Origin of the sequence: Halarcobacter sp., assembly GCF_963676935.1 — a bacterium.
Lineage (GTDB): Bacteria > Campylobacterota > Campylobacteria > Campylobacterales > Arcobacteraceae > Halarcobacter.
The window spans coordinates 996,127-1,011,771 of sequence record NZ_OY781470.1; the positions used below are offsets into that span (position 1 = coordinate 996,127).

Sequence of the window (15,645 nt, forward strand, 5' to 3'; positions counted from 1 at the left end):
AAACCCTTATTGATAATTTCTTAATAATTTTGTTGCTTGTTCTTGAGCTTCAGTTAAAGCTTTTTTTGCACTTTTTTTATCAGTTAAAACAGCTTGAATTGTATCGTCAAGGATTTTTCTTACTCTTCCTGTTTGATAAGTAGATAACTCAGCTGTAGCATACTTTAATTGATCTCTTGCAACTTTTGCAGGTGGAAACTCTTCTACATATTTTTTAAGTGCTGGAGTATCGTATGAAGCTTGTGAAATACCAATATACCCTGTACCAATTGACCATTTTGCAGAGTTTTCAGGACTTGTCATAAACTTGATTAATTTTATTGAAGCTTCTCTTTGTTTAGGAGTTGTTTTTTTAAAGATATAAAAGTTACCTCCACCTGTAGGTGTTCCTCTCATCTCATTTGCAGGAAGCATAGCTACACCAAAATCAAAAGTTGCATTCTTTTTAACAGCAGTTAAATTACCAGTTGAGTGCCACATCATAGCAGTTTTACCACTTAGGAAATTTTTTCTAAGTGTTCCCCACTCAATTGTCCCCTGAGGCATTACATTATATTTATGTGATAAATCTTTCCAGTATTGTAAAGCATCTACAACTTTAGGATTATCAAAATATGTTTTAGTACCATCTCCATTCATAAGAACTTCACCATTTTGTTTTGCTAATGCACCAAACATCCAGTATGGATAACCAGTTGATGGAATCATAACACCCCATTGCTCATCATTTGTAAGTTTTTTACCCATTGATACCATTTCATCCCAATTTTTAGGTGGTTTTTCTGGATTTAATCCTGCTTTTTTGAAAGCATCTTTATTATAGTACATTACAATAGTTGATCTTTGAAAGGGTATAGCCCAAACTTTACCTAATGTTGTTCCATTTTCCATTAATGCTGGATAAAAAGAGTTTAACCATTTTTTATCTTCTTCAGATTTTAAAATATCTGAAAAAGATACAATTGCATTTTGCTCTATTAAATCATAAGTATCAATTGAAAACATTACAGCTAATTGTGCAGGTTTTCCAGCTTTTAATGCAGCTAATGATTTAATTCTAGCATCATTATAATTACCTGCATAGATTGCATTTACATCAATATCTGGATTTTTTTTCTCAAACTCTTCAACCATTGAGTCAACTATTTTTGTAAGTGGGCCACCAACTGAAACTGGATAATACATTGTAAGTTCAGTTTTTTGTGCGTTTGCACTTGATAAAAAACTTGCAGCTAAAACACTTACTAATGCTGCTTTTTTAAGAATATTTAACATACTTATTTACTCCTACTAATATGTAATTTAAGATAAGATATCTCTTCTCTCACCATGTGAATTAAAGAAGTTAACTTTAGCTTCACTCCAATTTATCCAAACCCTATCACCATTTTTATAGTTGTCAGCTTTTTGTATTCTCATTAATATTGGATTTGTTAAGTTATCATTTAAAGTTTGGATACCTAAAACTGTATCTGAACCATGATAGTCTTTATAAACTATCCGACCACAAAATCCAATATTGGTTTCTTCAAAATATATATCCTCTGGACGAATTCCAAGAAAATTTATATCTTCAGTAATACGGCTTGAATAAGTTGATTTTAATTCTTGATTTTCTATCAATATTCTCTCTTTCTCCTTTTTTATATTTATAATATTCATTGGAGGTGTACCAATAAATTTACCCACAAATGTACTGGCAACATTTTTATATAACTCTTCTGGTTTCCCTTCTTGCTCTATTTCTCCTTTATTTAATAAAATAATATGGTCAGCCATACTCATAGCTTCAGTTTGGTCATGGGTTACATATAAAACAGTCATACCTAATTGTTGTTGTAATTTTTTTATCTCAATTCTCATTTCATGTCTAAGTTTTGCATCAAGATTTGATAAGGGTTCATCCATAAGACAAATTTTATTTTTTGCTACAAATGCTCTTGCTAAAGCAACTCTTTGTTTTTGTCCTCCAGATAATTGTGATGGTTTATTTTCTAATAAACCATCAAGACCTACAAGTTTTACAACTTTTTTAAGTCTTTTTTCCCTTTCCTCTTTTGCAACTTTTCGCACCTTTAATCCAAATAAAATATTATCTTCAACACTTAGATGAGGAAATAAGGCATAAGATTGAAATACCATAGAGATTCCTCTTTTTGAAGAGTTTAATTTAGATACATCTTTTCCATTAATTAAAATTTGTCCAGAACTTATATCTTCTAAACCTGCAATCATTCTAAGAGTTGTTGATTTACCACAACCTGAAGGTCCTAATAAAACTGTAAAACTTCCTTTTTTTATTTTAAAATTTAGATTTTCAATTACTGTTTTATTGCCGTATTTTTTAGATATATTTTTTAGTTCTATATATGGCATTAGCTGATTCCTTTTGTATTTGCATAGGTTAATTTAACTTCATTTTCTTCTAAAATTTTACAGATATCTTTTGAAGGTTTTGTATCACAAAAGAAATTGTCAACCATAGAGATATTGCCCCCTCTAATATAAGCTTTTCTTTTAAACTTAGAAGAATCAGCAGCTAAAAAAACTTTTTTACTAAATTTATTTATTGTAACTCTTGCTTGAACCTCTTCATGTGTAAAATCAAGTAAGGAACCATCCTCTTCAATTGCTCCAACACCAAATATCCCGAAATCAACACTATAAGAACTAAAAAATTTTTCTATATCATTTCCAAGAATATCTCTATGTTTATTTCTTATTAATCCACCATGTAATACGATTTCGAAGCTTGGATTTTCACAACATACAAGAGCAACATTTATATTATTAGTAAAGATTTTTAGATTTTCATGATTGATTAACTCTTTTGCAATTATTTCAGGAGTTGTACCTATAGAGAAAAATAGTGAGCTATTGTTAGGTATCTGTTTTGCAATCATTTTTGCAATCACTCTTTTCTCATCATAATGGATAATTTTTCTACTTGTATAAGATATATTATCAGTTTTTGCAGGTATCTCTACTCCTCCATAGATTCTTCTAAGTAAACCTTTTTTACATAAATCATTGATATCTTTTCTAATCGATTGTACAGTTACTTCAAAAATATTACTTAAGTCTTCAACTGAAGCAAATTTTTCTTGTCTAACCTTTTCTAAAATGTAAGCTTGTCTCTCTTTTGGTTTCATTAATACCTTTCGTTGTTAAGTAAAAAAATCTTTCGTTCGAAAAAAAATTAAGGAATTATAAATATAAAATATTACAGATCAGTTACATGTTACAAAAAGAAGAATTATTAGCTTTAATTATGAATTTTCATTCACAATTAATTATTTTAATAATATAATTAAGAATAAAATTAAGATAAGGATAGATTTTGTCATCTAAAGAAGAGAAAAAGAATACTATCATTGAAAACTCTTTAAAACTATTTTCTAAAAATGGTTTTTACAATACAACAATTCCTGATATTGCTAAGTCAATGAAGATGAGTGTTGGTAATATGTACAACTACTTCAAATCTAAAGAAGAGTTGGCAAAATATGCTATAAAATACTCTACTAATGTAATGGCTAAAGAATTAAAAGCAATTAATCAAATGGATATAACTTCAAAAGAGAAGATATTTATCTTTACTAAAAAATATTTAGAAAGTGTAAAAAAATCACCTGAAGTAATAGAGTATTTTTTAAGAGTATATCTTTCAAATAGAGAAGTATTTGCGGAAGGTTGTGAAGGGTTTTTATGCGTAAGTGAATTTGTAACTGAGGTTATGATATTACTAGATGAAGGTGCAGCTAAAAAAGAGTTTAGACAACAAGAATTTTTTCCAGCTTTTGCTATGATTATGGGAGCTTTGGGAGGATTTGCTTTTCTTTCGGGAGAAAAAGTTTTAGATAAGGATATTTTAACGTACTCTGATGAAGTAGCAGAAAACATCTACAGAGCACTTAAATATGAAGACTAAAAAACCAAAAGTTTTATGGCTTCAAGCCATAACTTGTAATGGTAATACCCACTCTTTTTTAAGTGCTAATGATAATAGAATGAAACTATTTTTAAATAGTTTTGATTTGATTTATCACCCTTCATTAACTACAGATATAACTATTACGGAAATTATTAAAAAAAGAATAGAGATTGATTTTTTATTAGTTGAAGGAGCAATTACTTCTGATACTCATTTTTTCTCAACTTCTGGATATTCTCCCCATGAATTATTTAATAAATTAGTTAAACAAACAAAATATTTAATTGCTGTTGGTTCATGTGCTTCATATGGTGGTATACATGCAAAGTTTGAACAAAATAGTGATATTAGAGGGATTAAAGATTCTCTTGATCCTGAAAACTTATATATTTTGAAGCATCCTATTGTAAATCTTACAGGTTGTCCTGTTAATCCAGAATGGATTTTTCAAACTCTTTTTTCACTTAAAGATTTTGGGAAAATCATCCTTGATGAAGAGGGGCGTCCAAAAGAGTTATATTATAGTTTAGCTCATCATGGGTGTACTAGAAATGAGTATTTCGAATGGAAAATAGAAGGGCATTTTGGTCAAAAAGAGGGGTGCCTTTTTTATGACCAAGGATGTAGAGGTCCAATGACCCACTCAAATTGTAATAAAATATTATGGAATGATGTAAATAGTAAAACAAGAGCAGGTATGCCGTGTATTGGTTGTACAGAATTTGATTTTCCAAGAGAAAATATGCTTGAAACTAAAAAAAATATAGGAATTCCTGATGAAGTGCCATTAGGTGTTACTAAAAGAGCATATCTCTCAGCAGCTGGTGTTGCTAAAACATTTAAAATAGATAGACTTCACAAAAAACTTATTTAAATTATATATTCAAGAGGCAAATATGAAAACAGTTGATATTATAGAAAGAATTGAAGGTGAAGCAAAATTAGTTTGCACTTGGAAAGATAATTTAATAGAAGATGCAAGAATTGAATTCTTAAACTTTAGGGGATTTGAATATATATTAGAAAATAAAGCGCCATTAGATACTTTAGTTTATACTCCAAGAATATGTGGAATTTGTGGGCAGGCACATCTAAAGGCAACAGTTGAAGCTTTAGAGTCAATTTATGAAACTGCAGATCATAAAGTTGAACTTACAAAAAAAGCAGAAATCTTAAGAGAAGTGGGGTTAAATATAGAGATAATAGATTCACATATAAAGTGGTTCTATATGTTTATAATGCCTGATATGATTAAATTATCAAATAAAGATTTCTCTTCATATGAACCTTTAAAAGGGGAAAAATGGCTAAGAGCTTCATCTGTTGCAAGTGAAACTATAAAAGCTTTAGCTATTATTGGAGGTCAGTGGCCTCATACTTCATATATGATTCCTGGAGGAGTAGTAAGTGATCCAACACTTTTAGATTTATCAACAATGGGTAATTATTTAGATAATGCAATAAGTTTTTTTGAAAAGGATTTTGCTGGAGTAGATTTAGAAAACTATTTAAATTTTTCAAAAGTAAGAGATATTGAGAAAATTGACTGTGATTTAAAAGATTTTATCGATTTATGTTTCGAAAATAATTTAGAAAATGAAGGGAAGAGTCATAATAGACATATTGTTTTAACAAATAGCGAATTATTTAAAGCTGGTAAAAGTAATAAACGATTAATAAACAAAATTGATTTAGAAAGAATTAGAGAAAATAATGAATACACTTTTAATATAGATAAAACAAAGCAATCTTCACAAGCTTATGGTTGGTCTAAAAGTGTTAAATATGGTGAAAACTATTATGAAACAGGTCCCTTATCAAGAGCTATAATTTCAAAAAGAAAATTTATATCAAAAATTCATGAAAAATATTCAGATTCTGTCTTAACAAGAGTATTAGGAAGAATGGATGAATTAGCTTATTTACTTTATGAAACAAAAAACATGATAAAAAAAATTGATGTAAATGAAAACTCATTTATAAAGCCTAATTTTTCTTTAAATGAAATATCTGAGGGAAAAGGTATTTCTACAGTTGAAGCAACGAGAGGTTCTTTATTACATGAAATAAACATTAAAGATGGGAAAATTGATAATTATAATATAATTACACCAACTGTTTGGAATTTAGGACCGGGAACTTTAAATGAACTTTCAATAGCCCAAAAAGCAATAATTGGGAATAACTCTATACAAAAAGCACAAATTATATTAAGAAGCTTTGATGTATGTTCAGTTTGTACTACACATTAAAGTGTATCTTTTTGTAACAACTATAAAATAAATTAAAACTTAAAAAATAATATAAAAAAAATTATATTAATATAAGATAAAAATACTCATATTTTATTAATCAACGAAAACATAGCATTTAATCTTATTTATATAAAAACAAAAAATATTTTTTTATTTTTTCACCCTAAATATTAGTTAAAAATAATAAGTTTAGCTTAAGTATCTAAAGGATAATTTTACAATGATGCTAAATGAACATTCATTTAAATAAGACAAAGGAGAGGTTAATGGTTGATTCTCACGACATGGTAAAAAAAGTTTTTACCCAGAATTCTGCTAGAGTCGATACAAATAAAGGTGATGCATATTATAGTAAGCTTTTTGAAAAAGCAAAAACTAGATTAGAGGCATTAAAAAAGCAACCAGCACTTAAAGATATTGATATGATGGATATCGTAGAGAGTGAAGGTGTGAATAGAAGAGATTTCATGAAATGGGCAAGTGCAACAACTGCTACATTAATGTTACCTCCTATGTTTACTCCATTAGTTGCTGAAGCTACAGAGTTAATGAATAGGGTTCCTGTAATTTGGATTGAATTACAAGATTGTGCAGGTAACTCAGAAGCTTTATTAAGATCTTCTGCACCAACTGTAGATGATTTAATATTTGATGTATTAAGTTTAGAGTTCCATGAAACTATTATGGCTGCTTCTGGACATCAAGCTGATGCACAATTAGAAGATGCAATTCATCACTTTAAAGGGAAGTATTTATTATTTGTTGAGGGTGCAATTCCTACAGCTATGAATGGTCAATATGGAACAATTGGTGCAAGTGGTGAAACTTTCCAAGAACACTTAGAAAGATTATCTAACGATGCTGCTGCTGTTGTAGCTGTTGGAACATGTGCTACTTTTGGTGGGATTCCTGCTGCTGCTCCAAATCCAACAGGTGCAGTTGGTGTTATGGATTTAGTTAAAGGTAAACCAGTAATTAATATCCCTGCCTGTCCGGCAAACCCTGCAAATATGGTTGGTGTTGTTTTACATTATGTATTAACTGGTCAAGTTCCTGAGTTAGACTCATTATTAAGACCTAAATTCGCATTTGGATATAGAATTCATGACAACTGTGAGAGAAGAGCTCACTTTGATGCTGGAGAATTTGTTGAAGAGTGGGGAGATGAAGGTGCTAAAAACAACTTCTGTTTATATAAAATGGGTTGTAAAGGTCCTATGACATTTAATAATTGTTCTATTATTAGATATAACGAAGGTGCAAACTGGCCAATTGGTGTAGGTCGAGGTTGTATTGGTTGTTCTGAGCCTGATTTCTGGGATAAATATGCTTATGAAAGACCAATGGCAGATGCTAATATCAAAGCACCAACTGGTGGGGTAGAAAAAACAGTTGATGAGTTTGGTTTAGGATTATTAACGGCAACAACAATTGGTATCGGTGTACATGCGGTAGCAAGTGCTGCAATTGGAAAAAGAACAGTTCATAGTGAAGATGGAGAAGAGTAATGAGTAAACACGTAGTAATAGATCCAATAACAAGGATTGAGGGACATTTAAGAATAGAAGCAGTAATTGATGATAATAATGTAATTACTGATGCGTTTAGTTCATCTACAATGTTTAGAGGAATTGAAGAGATTTTAAAAGGTAGAGACCCTAGAGACTGTGGTCTTTTAGCTATGAGAATCTGTGGAGTTTGTACAGGTACACACTATCAAAGATCAATTGAAGCGGTTGAGCATGCATTTGGTGTTACTATTCCAAAAAATGCAAGACTTGTTAGAAACTTAATGCAAGGTGCATTATATCTTCATGACCATATTGTTCATTTCTATCATCTACATGCATTAGACTGGGTAGATATTACAGAAGCTTTAAAAGCTGATCCAAAAGCAACTGTTTTAGAGGCTCAAAAATGGGCAAAAGTTTCAGGGGCTAGACCTTGGAATGCTAGTGAAGATGTATTTGCTGAAGTTCAAGAAAGAGTTACTAAATATGTAAAACAAGGAAGACTTGGTATATTTGGGAATGCTTATTGGGGAAGTAAAGCATATAAGTTAACTCCTGAACAAAACCTTATTGGTCTTTCTCACTATTTAGATGCTTTAGATTTACAAAGAAAAATTGCAAAAGCTCAAGCTATTTTTGGTGGTAAAAATCCACATCCACAATCAATTGTTGTTGGGGGAGTAACTTGTGTACAAGATATTAAAAACCCTGCAAGAATTGCAGAGTTTAAAGATATTATTCAATTAGCTCAAAAATTTATAAAACAAGCATATCTTCCAGATGTATATATGGCTGGTACTATGTATGCTGATGAGGCACTAGCTGGTGTTGGTGGAGGATTAGGAAACTTTATGTCATATGGTGACTTTAATCTTGATGATACACCATTTTATGAAGCAAAAAAACTTTTCCCAAGTGGTATTGTAATGAATAAAGATTTATCAAAAGTGTTTGATTTAGATCAATCAAAAATCACTGAAGATGTAACTCACGCTTGGTATGAAGGAAATGAAAATCTTCACCCATTTAGTGGGAAAACAAATCCTAATTATACTGGATTTAAAGAGAAAAAAGATGGAATTGCATATTTAGATACAGATAAAAAATACTCTTGGATTAAATCTCCACTATATGATGACCAAAGAATGGAAGTGGGACCATTAGCTAGAATGATTGTTGGTGTTGCAAGGGGTGATGAGAGAATCACTAAGCATGTTACAACTTTCCTTAAAAATGGAAATTTACCAACAAAAGTATTATTCTCAACTGTTGGAAGAACAGCAGGACGTGCTATTGAAACTGAATTGATGGCAGATGCTGTTTTAGAGTGGTGTGATGAATTAGCTGCTAATGCCGCATCGGGAGATTTATCAACTTGGACTGAATTTGATTTTGACAAAGTTGCAAAAGATGCTCAAGGTTATGGTATGGCAGAAGCTCCAAGGGGTGCTTTAGGTCACTGGGTTAAGATTAAAGATGGAAAAGTTGCAAATTATCAAGCAGTTGTTCCTTCAACTTGGAATGCTGCTCCAAAAGATTATAAAGGTAGAATGGGTGCATATGAAGCTTCTTTAGTTGGTACTAAAGTTGTAGACCCTGACCAACCTTTAGAGATTATTAGAACAGTGCATAGTTTTGACCCTTGTATTGCTTGTGCAGTTCACATTGTTGATACAAGAGGTAAAGAATTGGCAGTATATAAAGTAGATCCAGTAGGAGGATGCCGTGCCTAAAATGAAGCGGGTTGAGAGAATGACTCCAATCATGCGAACCATTCACTGGATGAATGCAATTTGTATGGTTGTTGCAGTCATAACCGGGCTATATATAGGTCATCCATATTATCAAACTTTTATTGCAGATCCTGCAGTTGATAAATATGTGATGGCGTGGAATAGATGGGGACATTTTATTGTTGCCATTATATTTGATGTAACAGCAATTTTAATTGGTTACTTATATCTTTTTTCAAGATTTGAAAAACCTTATAAGAAGATATTACCAACTAAAAAGAATTTTATTGAGTTTTGTGAAGTATTTTTTAACTTAATTACTTTTAATAGAAGAAAAAAATTTGATACAGAACATAGTGATAGTTATAATATTATGTTCTTTACTCTATTTCATATTTTATTAGTATTTATGTTATTAACTGGTCTTCAAATGTATGTACATGGTTTAGCTTCAGGTCAAAGTTCTATTGGAGCATGGTGGCCATGGATTTTACACTTTTCTACTGATTGGACACTTTGGGTATTTGGTGGAAATATGGGAGTTAGAATTGCTCACCATACAGCTATGTATATATTAATTATGTGGGTTATGTCACATATTTATTATCAAATCTGGAGAACCGTTTTCTGGAGAGAGGGTGATATCAATATTGTATTTGGTGGAACTAAATTTGTTAATAAAAATATCGTTAACTCAAAAGGTAAAGTAGAATCGCAAGGAAAATAGATTAGTGTTTCTATTTGTAATAGGCTGTGTTTTTTTATCACAGCCTATTTTTTTATAAAAGTTTATTTAAGTTAAAATATTAGATTATAAATTTTAATTTTAATAAAACTTTATACGCAGGGATTTTAATGAAAAATATTGTTATTGGTGTAGGTAATGTACTATTTAAAGATGAAGGTGTAGGGATTTATGCCTCAAAATACTTAGATGAGAATTTTGAATTTGATGATAGTTTAGAGATAATTGAAGGTGGTACATTAGGATTTAAATTAATGACATTTTTTCAAGAGTATGATAATGTAATTATTTTAGATACAGTATCAATCGAAGATAAAGCAGGGGAGATTTTTAGATTGCCTTCTGATGTATTATTGGGACTTGGTCAATATAGAAAAACTGCCCATGAAGTTGAAATTGTGGAGATGTTAGAGATTTGTTCTGTTTTAGATAAACATGCAGAAGTTACTATTTTAGGAATAATACCAGAAGATATCGAAAGTGTTGATATTGGTCTTACAAAAACTATTGAAGAAAGATTTGACGAATATATAGGACAAGCTTTAAAGGAGCTTGAATCTATAGGAATTAATATGAAAAGAAAAGATAATAAATCTATTAAACAAATTGCTCAAGAATTAATTGGAAGTTACAATGGTGAACATTTAACTAGAATTCCAAATGAGGAAGATACAACATGGAATTAATATATAAAATCAATTTTTCAAGTACAAATTTTTATTTTAAAAATATTATAGATGATATTGCTAAAGAATCAAATGTTAATGTTAGTACAAAAATGTATAAAGGTTTTATTCTTTTAGTTTGTGATGATACACAAGAAAAAGTAGAAAATTTTTTTAAAAATCTGGAACAACAACTACCTTTATCTATATATTTATCAAGTGCAGAAGTTTTAGAAAGTTTTGATTTTGAAAATAATGAAGAGTTAGAAGATAAAGGAATAAAACTAAATATATCATTACTTACTAATAATCAAATTAAAAGAATTTTAGAAGAAAATCATATTGATTTTTCAAATGACATAAACAAAATAAAAGATGGTGGAGTATCTAGATATGAAACTCACAATGGGTTAAAAGATTTATTTTTACCTTCATATGAATTAAGAGAAGATTTTGAAGCAAAAGGTTATGAAGTTAAGCTTTTAATTACAAATATTAATGCAGTATCAAACTTATTAGAAGTATCACAAAAAGATTTACAATTGTTATGTTCAATCGAACGACCTCTTGTAAAACTTAGATTTAAACTTTTACAAAATTCTAATAAAGAGTATTCAAATACTAGATTTATTTATGCAAAAATACCTGATGATAAAGAGACTGTATTATTTTCAAATGCTTTAAAAGAAAATGGAATTGATTATTTATTATATGTTAATGATGAGATTTATCAAGATGGTTTAAAAGTTACATATAATGATAAACAAAATATTGTAATACATGGAGAAAAAACCCTTTTCCCTAAATATGATTATAATTTAAATAGACAAGTAAACTCTTGCAAAGATTATTTTGATGAATATGGTTCAGTATTTAAAGCAAAAATTGATCAGTTTAGCTTAAAAAATGTTCCTACTATAGGAGTTTACTTCTCATACGATAGCGATGAATCGGCAATTAAAATAAATCTTCCTGAAGTTGGAACAAAAGATGTGATTTATGTTCCAAATGTACTAAACAGTGTGGATAATTGTTTAGAAGATATAAAGTCTATTGATGAAAATTGTGAAAGATTAGTAGAAAATTATAAAAATAAATATTCTAAATATTTTGAAAAAGAGTTTATAGACAGAGATAGTGATAGTTTTGCATCAATAATGAATATTCTTGCATATACATTAGGAATGAGAGATTATAAAGAGTTTGAAGATTGTGCTTTATTATATAATGGAAAAGGTGGAATTCAAATAGATATGAATGTGATTAAAATAGATGGTAAAAACTATTTAGATTACAGAAGAATAATTCAAAGTTCAATGAGTTATAAAATGGCTGGTGTTGAAGATACTATGATTGCATACTCTTTCTTTGAAAGTTTATCTGATTTTATTACAGATAATGTAAATACTATAAAAAAAGAGATAAAATCAAATGATTTAATAATATGTGGAAATCTTTTTGCAAACTCAATACTACTTTCAAAAATAGGAAAAAATCTTAAAAATATTAATTTACATATTCCAAAAGAGTATCCTTTAGATTTTTAGTAAAAAAAATTTACAATTTAAAAATCAATCTATAAAAGCATTTTAATTAATTATAAGATATTAGTTTATCTAATATCTTATTTTAATTATTTGTATATAAACTAAAATGTAAAAATAATGTCCTAAAGCATAAAAAATTGGTTAATTGTCACACTAAAGTCACATTAGAAAGATTATAATTAATTATAATAAAAAATTTTTATAAAATAACTAGTATTTTAGTTAAAGTTAAGTTTAAGTCATGTAATATTCTTTATAAATAATGAATATTCATTCAAATATTTATTGGTGTCAAATTTTTTTGCCCTGATTTTTTATAATCTAATTATGAATGAATAATTGTTCAATAAAGGAAAAAATTGTGAAAGAGAATAGTTTATTTAACAGACTTTCTAAAAGATTAGAGACTCTTGAAAAACTTCCAAAATTAGATGAAAAAAAATCTATTCCACAAGTTTTAGAAGAGAAAGGTATCTCAAGAAGAGACTTTATGAAATGGGCTACAGCAGTTACAGCTATGTTAGCTTTACCAGCTAACTTTACACCATTAGTTGCAAAAGCTGCTGAAATAAGTGATAGATTGCCAATTATTTGGCTTCATATGGCAGAGTGTACGGGATGTTCTGAATCTTTATTAAGAACTGATGCCCCTACTATAGATTCATTGATTTTTGACTATATCTCTTTAGAGTATCATGAAACTTTAATGGCTAGTGCAGGGTGGCAAGCTGAACATAACTTAGAGCATGCAATTGAAAAGCATAAAGGAAACTATATCCTTATGGTTGAGGGTGGTATTCCAAGTGGAGATACAAATTTTTATTTAACAATTGGTGGTCATGGTAATACTGGTGAACATAGTGCTAAAGTAGCCTGTGAAAGTGCAAAAGCAATTTTTGCTATTGGTACATGTTCATCTTTTGGTGGTGTTCAAGCTGCAATTCCTAATCCAACTGGAGCAGTTGCTTTAAGTAAAATTACTAACAAACCAGTTATTAATGTTCCAGGATGTCCTCCAAGTGAGAAAAATATTGTAGGAACTTTATTACATTTTATTCTTTATGGTACACTGCCAGCATTAGATGCTTATAATAGACCAAAATGGGCGTATGGACAAAGAATTCACGATTTATGTGAAAGAAGAGGTCACTTTGATGCAGGTGAGTTTGTTGAAGAGTTTGGTGATGAAGGTGCGAAAAAAGGTTATTGTTTATATAAAGTTGGTTGTAAAGGACCATATACATTTAATAACTGTTCTAAAAATAAATTTAACCAACATACCTCTTGGCCAATTCAAGCAGGACATGGTTGTATAGGTTGTTCTGAACCAGATTTTTGGGATACTATGGGACCATTTGAAGAACCAGTTGCTGATAGATTATATGATACTGTATTTGGTGGCTTAGGTGCAGATGCAACAGCAGATAAAATTGGTGTTGGATTATTAGCAGTTACTGGTATTGGTATAGCTGCACACGCTGCAATTTCAAAATTTAAAAACCCAAAAGATGAGGAGTAGAAAATGGCAACAAAAAGAGTTATTGTTGACCCTATAACAAGAATTGAAGGACACTTAAGAATTGAAGTAGAGGTTGATGAAAATAATGTAATTCAAGATGCTTTCTCATCAGCTACTTTATGGAGAGGGTTAGAAACAATTGTAAAAAATAGAGACCCAAGGGATGCAGGTTTTCTTATGCAAAGAATTTGTGGTGTATGTACTTTCTCTCACTATAGAGCTGGAATTGAAGCAGTTGAAAATGCCTTAGGAATTGTTCCTCCTTTAAATGCAAAATTAACTAGAAGTTTAATGAATCAAGCACTATTTATGCATGACCATGTTGTACATTTTTATCATTTACATGGATTAGATTGGGTTGATGTTGTATCAGCACTTGATGCAGATCCTGCAAAAGCAGCAAAAGAAGCTTTCAAATATACTAAATATCCAATTGCAACAGGAGAAAATGATTTAGTAAAAGTTAAAGATAGAGTAAAAGCTTTTGTTGATAAGGGTGAATTAGGGCCTTTCGCAAATGCATATTGGGGACATGGGACATTTAAATTTACTCCAGAACAAAACCTTATTGCACTTTCTCACTATTTAAAAGCACTAGAAGTACAAAGAACTGCTGCACAACTTATGGCAATGTTTGGTGGTAAACAACCACACCCTCAAAGTTTAACTGTTGGTGGGGTTACTTGTGTAATGGATCTATTAGATCCATCAAGACTTGGCGAATATATGGTTAAGTATAAAGAGGTTGCAGAGTTTATTGAACATGCATATTATGCAGATATTAAAATGGCTGCAAGTGTTTATGCAAGTGAAGAAAGTGTTGTTCAAAAAGCTGGAACTATGAACTTTATGTCACATCAAGAGATGCAATTAAACAGAACTGAGTATCTATTTGATACTGGTATTATTATGAATGGAGATTTATCAAAAGTTTATCCAATCAATGAAGATTTAATCACAGAAGAAGCAACTCATGCATGGTATGCAGATGATGAACCTTTACATCCATATAATGGAAAAACAAATCCAAAATATACTGGATTAAATGATAGAATGACTGTTGGGCCTGATGGGAAAGAGATTCATTCTAAATCAGTAGATGATAAAGGTAAATACTCTTGGATTAAATCACCAAGATATGATGGAAAACCGATGGAGGTTGGACCATTATCTGGAGTATTAGTATCTTATGCTAGTGGAAATAAAAGAATTAAAAAAGTTGTAGATGAATTTTTAGCAGAAACTGGATTGCCAACAGAAGCTTTATTTACTGCACTAGGTAGAACAGCTGCTAGATGTTTACAAGCTATGGCAATCATTAAAAATGGTGATGAGACATTTAATACATTAATTGAAAACTTAAAAGTTGACCAAGATACTTGTGCTTCTTATCTTATAGATAAAGATAAAGAGTATAAAGGAAGATTTATTGGTGATGTTCCAAGGGGTATGTTATCACACTGGATTAGAATTAAAAATGGTGTTATAGAAAACTACCAAGCAGTTGTACCTTCAACATGGAATGCTGGTCCTGAGGATTCTAAAGGTCAAAAAGGTCCTTATGAAACAAATCTAATTGGTCTAAAAGTAGAAGATATTTCTAAACCTTTAGAGATTATTAGAGTTATTCATAGTTTTGACCCATGTATTGCTTGTGCTGTTCATGTAATGGATAAAAAAGGTAATAACCTGGGAGTTTACAAAGTTGACCCAGTTTATGGAACTAGCTGTTAGGA

At 30.0% G+C, this 15,645-nt stretch carries 13 protein-coding genes; 10 read left to right on the top strand and 3 right to left on the bottom strand.

The window, feature by feature from the left end; all coding sequences use genetic code 11:
* Positions 1-6: 6 nt before the first annotated feature.
* Genes ACKU4C_RS04925 through ACKU4C_RS04935 form a run of 3 tightly spaced genes read right to left on the bottom strand, consistent with a single transcriptional unit; the run spans position 7 to position 3,152 of the window.
* A complete protein-coding gene (locus tag ACKU4C_RS04925) occupies positions 7-1,275 on the bottom strand; it encodes an ABC transporter substrate-binding protein (protein ID WP_321314948.1) in 1,269 nt (422 codons plus the stop codon).
* Between the two features lie 27 nt (positions 1,276-1,302).
* Positions 1,303-2,376, bottom strand: coding sequence for an ABC transporter ATP-binding protein (locus tag ACKU4C_RS04930; protein ID WP_321314950.1), 1,074 nt, complete (start codon positions 2,374-2,376; stop codon positions 1,303-1,305).
* Positions 2,376-3,152, bottom strand: a complete 777-nt coding sequence (locus ACKU4C_RS04935) for a DeoR/GlpR family DNA-binding transcription regulator (protein ID WP_321314952.1) — start codon at positions 3,150-3,152, stop codon at positions 2,376-2,378. The genes ACKU4C_RS04930 and ACKU4C_RS04935 overlap by 1 nt, the downstream gene beginning before the upstream one ends.
* A gap of 188 nt (positions 3,153-3,340) precedes the next feature.
* Here ACKU4C_RS04935 and ACKU4C_RS04940 point away from each other — a divergent pair, with 188 nt between their 5' ends.
* From ACKU4C_RS04940 to ACKU4C_RS04985, 10 genes are all read left to right on the top strand, one after another.
* Positions 3,341-3,931 (top strand): TetR/AcrR family transcriptional regulator, encoded by a 591-nt coding sequence (locus ACKU4C_RS04940; protein WP_321314954.1) that lies wholly within the window; start codon positions 3,341-3,343, stop codon positions 3,929-3,931.
* The gene (locus ACKU4C_RS04945; RefSeq protein ID WP_321314956.1) at positions 3,921-4,808 is read left to right on the top strand and encodes a Ni/Fe hydrogenase; all 888 of its coding nucleotides are present in this window, start codon (positions 3,921-3,923) and stop codon (positions 4,806-4,808) included. The genes ACKU4C_RS04940 and ACKU4C_RS04945 overlap by 11 nt, the downstream gene beginning before the upstream one ends.
* Positions 4,809-4,830: 22 nt before the next feature.
* On the top strand, positions 4,831-6,186 hold the full coding sequence (locus ACKU4C_RS04950; RefSeq protein WP_321314958.1) for a nickel-dependent hydrogenase large subunit: 1,356 nt from the start codon (positions 4,831-4,833) through the stop codon (positions 6,184-6,186).
* A gap of 269 nt (positions 6,187-6,455) precedes the next feature.
* Complete coding sequence (locus ACKU4C_RS04955; RefSeq protein WP_321314960.1) at positions 6,456-7,697, top strand: hydrogenase small subunit; 1,242 nt, start codon at positions 6,456-6,458, stop codon at positions 7,695-7,697.
* The gene (locus ACKU4C_RS04960) at positions 7,697-9,433 is read left to right on the top strand and encodes a nickel-dependent hydrogenase large subunit (protein ID WP_321314963.1); all 1,737 of its coding nucleotides are present in this window, start codon (positions 7,697-7,699) and stop codon (positions 9,431-9,433) included. Before ACKU4C_RS04955 ends, ACKU4C_RS04960 begins: the two co-directional genes overlap by 1 nt.
* A 1-nt stretch (position 9,434) precedes the next feature.
* Positions 9,435-10,160: a cytochrome b/b6 domain-containing protein gene (locus tag ACKU4C_RS04965; RefSeq protein WP_321314965.1), complete on the top strand. Its 726-nt coding sequence runs from the start codon at positions 9,435-9,437 to the stop codon at positions 10,158-10,160.
* Between the two features lie 128 nt (positions 10,161-10,288).
* The gene (locus ACKU4C_RS04970; protein ID WP_321314967.1) at positions 10,289-10,864 is read left to right on the top strand and encodes a HyaD/HybD family hydrogenase maturation endopeptidase; all 576 of its coding nucleotides are present in this window, start codon (positions 10,289-10,291) and stop codon (positions 10,862-10,864) included.
* Positions 10,855-12,390, top strand: a complete 1,536-nt coding sequence (locus tag ACKU4C_RS04975; RefSeq protein ID WP_321314969.1) for a hypothetical protein — start codon at positions 10,855-10,857, stop codon at positions 12,388-12,390. Before ACKU4C_RS04970 ends, ACKU4C_RS04975 begins: the two co-directional genes overlap by 10 nt.
* Positions 12,391-12,721: 331 nt before the next feature.
* Positions 12,722-13,909 carry a hydrogenase small subunit gene (locus tag ACKU4C_RS04980; RefSeq protein WP_407933766.1) on the top strand — a complete coding sequence of 396 codons (1,188 nt, stop codon included), beginning with the start codon at positions 12,722-12,724 and terminating at the stop codon, positions 13,907-13,909.
* Between the two features lie 3 nt (positions 13,910-13,912).
* Positions 13,913-15,643 (top strand): nickel-dependent hydrogenase large subunit, encoded by a 1,731-nt coding sequence (locus ACKU4C_RS04985; protein ID WP_321314972.1) that lies wholly within the window; start codon positions 13,913-13,915, stop codon positions 15,641-15,643.
* Positions 15,644-15,645: the final 2 nt, after the last annotated feature.

Excerpts from the sequence above, each read along its gene's own strand:
- ACKU4C_RS04925 (WP_321314948.1), bottom strand. The coding sequence starts at position 1,275 with ATGTTAAATATTCTTAAAAAAGCAGCATTAGTAAGTGTTTTAGCTGCA.
- ACKU4C_RS04930 (WP_321314950.1), bottom strand. The coding sequence starts at position 2,376 with ATGCCATATATAGAACTAAAAAATATATCTAAAAAATACGGCAATAAA.
- ACKU4C_RS04935 (WP_321314952.1), bottom strand. The coding sequence starts at position 3,152 with ATGAAACCAAAAGAGAGACAAGCTTACATTTTAGAAAAGGTTAGACAA.
- ACKU4C_RS04945 (WP_321314956.1), top strand. The coding sequence starts at position 3,921 with ATGAAGACTAAAAAACCAAAAGTTTTATGGCTTCAAGCCATAACTTGT.
- ACKU4C_RS04950 (WP_321314958.1), top strand. The coding sequence starts at position 4,831 with ATGAAAACAGTTGATATTATAGAAAGAATTGAAGGTGAAGCAAAATTA.
- ACKU4C_RS04955 (WP_321314960.1), top strand. The coding sequence starts at position 6,456 with ATGGTTGATTCTCACGACATGGTAAAAAAAGTTTTTACCCAGAATTCT.
- ACKU4C_RS04960 (WP_321314963.1), top strand. The coding sequence starts at position 7,697 with ATGAGTAAACACGTAGTAATAGATCCAATAACAAGGATTGAGGGACAT.
- ACKU4C_RS04965 (WP_321314965.1), top strand. The coding sequence starts at position 9,435 with ATGAAGCGGGTTGAGAGAATGACTCCAATCATGCGAACCATTCACTGG.
- ACKU4C_RS04970 (WP_321314967.1), top strand. The coding sequence starts at position 10,289 with ATGAAAAATATTGTTATTGGTGTAGGTAATGTACTATTTAAAGATGAA.
- ACKU4C_RS04975 (WP_321314969.1), top strand. The coding sequence starts at position 10,855 with ATGGAATTAATATATAAAATCAATTTTTCAAGTACAAATTTTTATTTT.
- ACKU4C_RS04980 (WP_407933766.1), top strand. The coding sequence starts at position 12,722 with ATGAATAATTGTTCAATAAAGGAAAAAATTGTGAAAGAGAATAGTTTA.
- ACKU4C_RS04985 (WP_321314972.1), top strand. The coding sequence starts at position 13,913 with ATGGCAACAAAAAGAGTTATTGTTGACCCTATAACAAGAATTGAAGGA.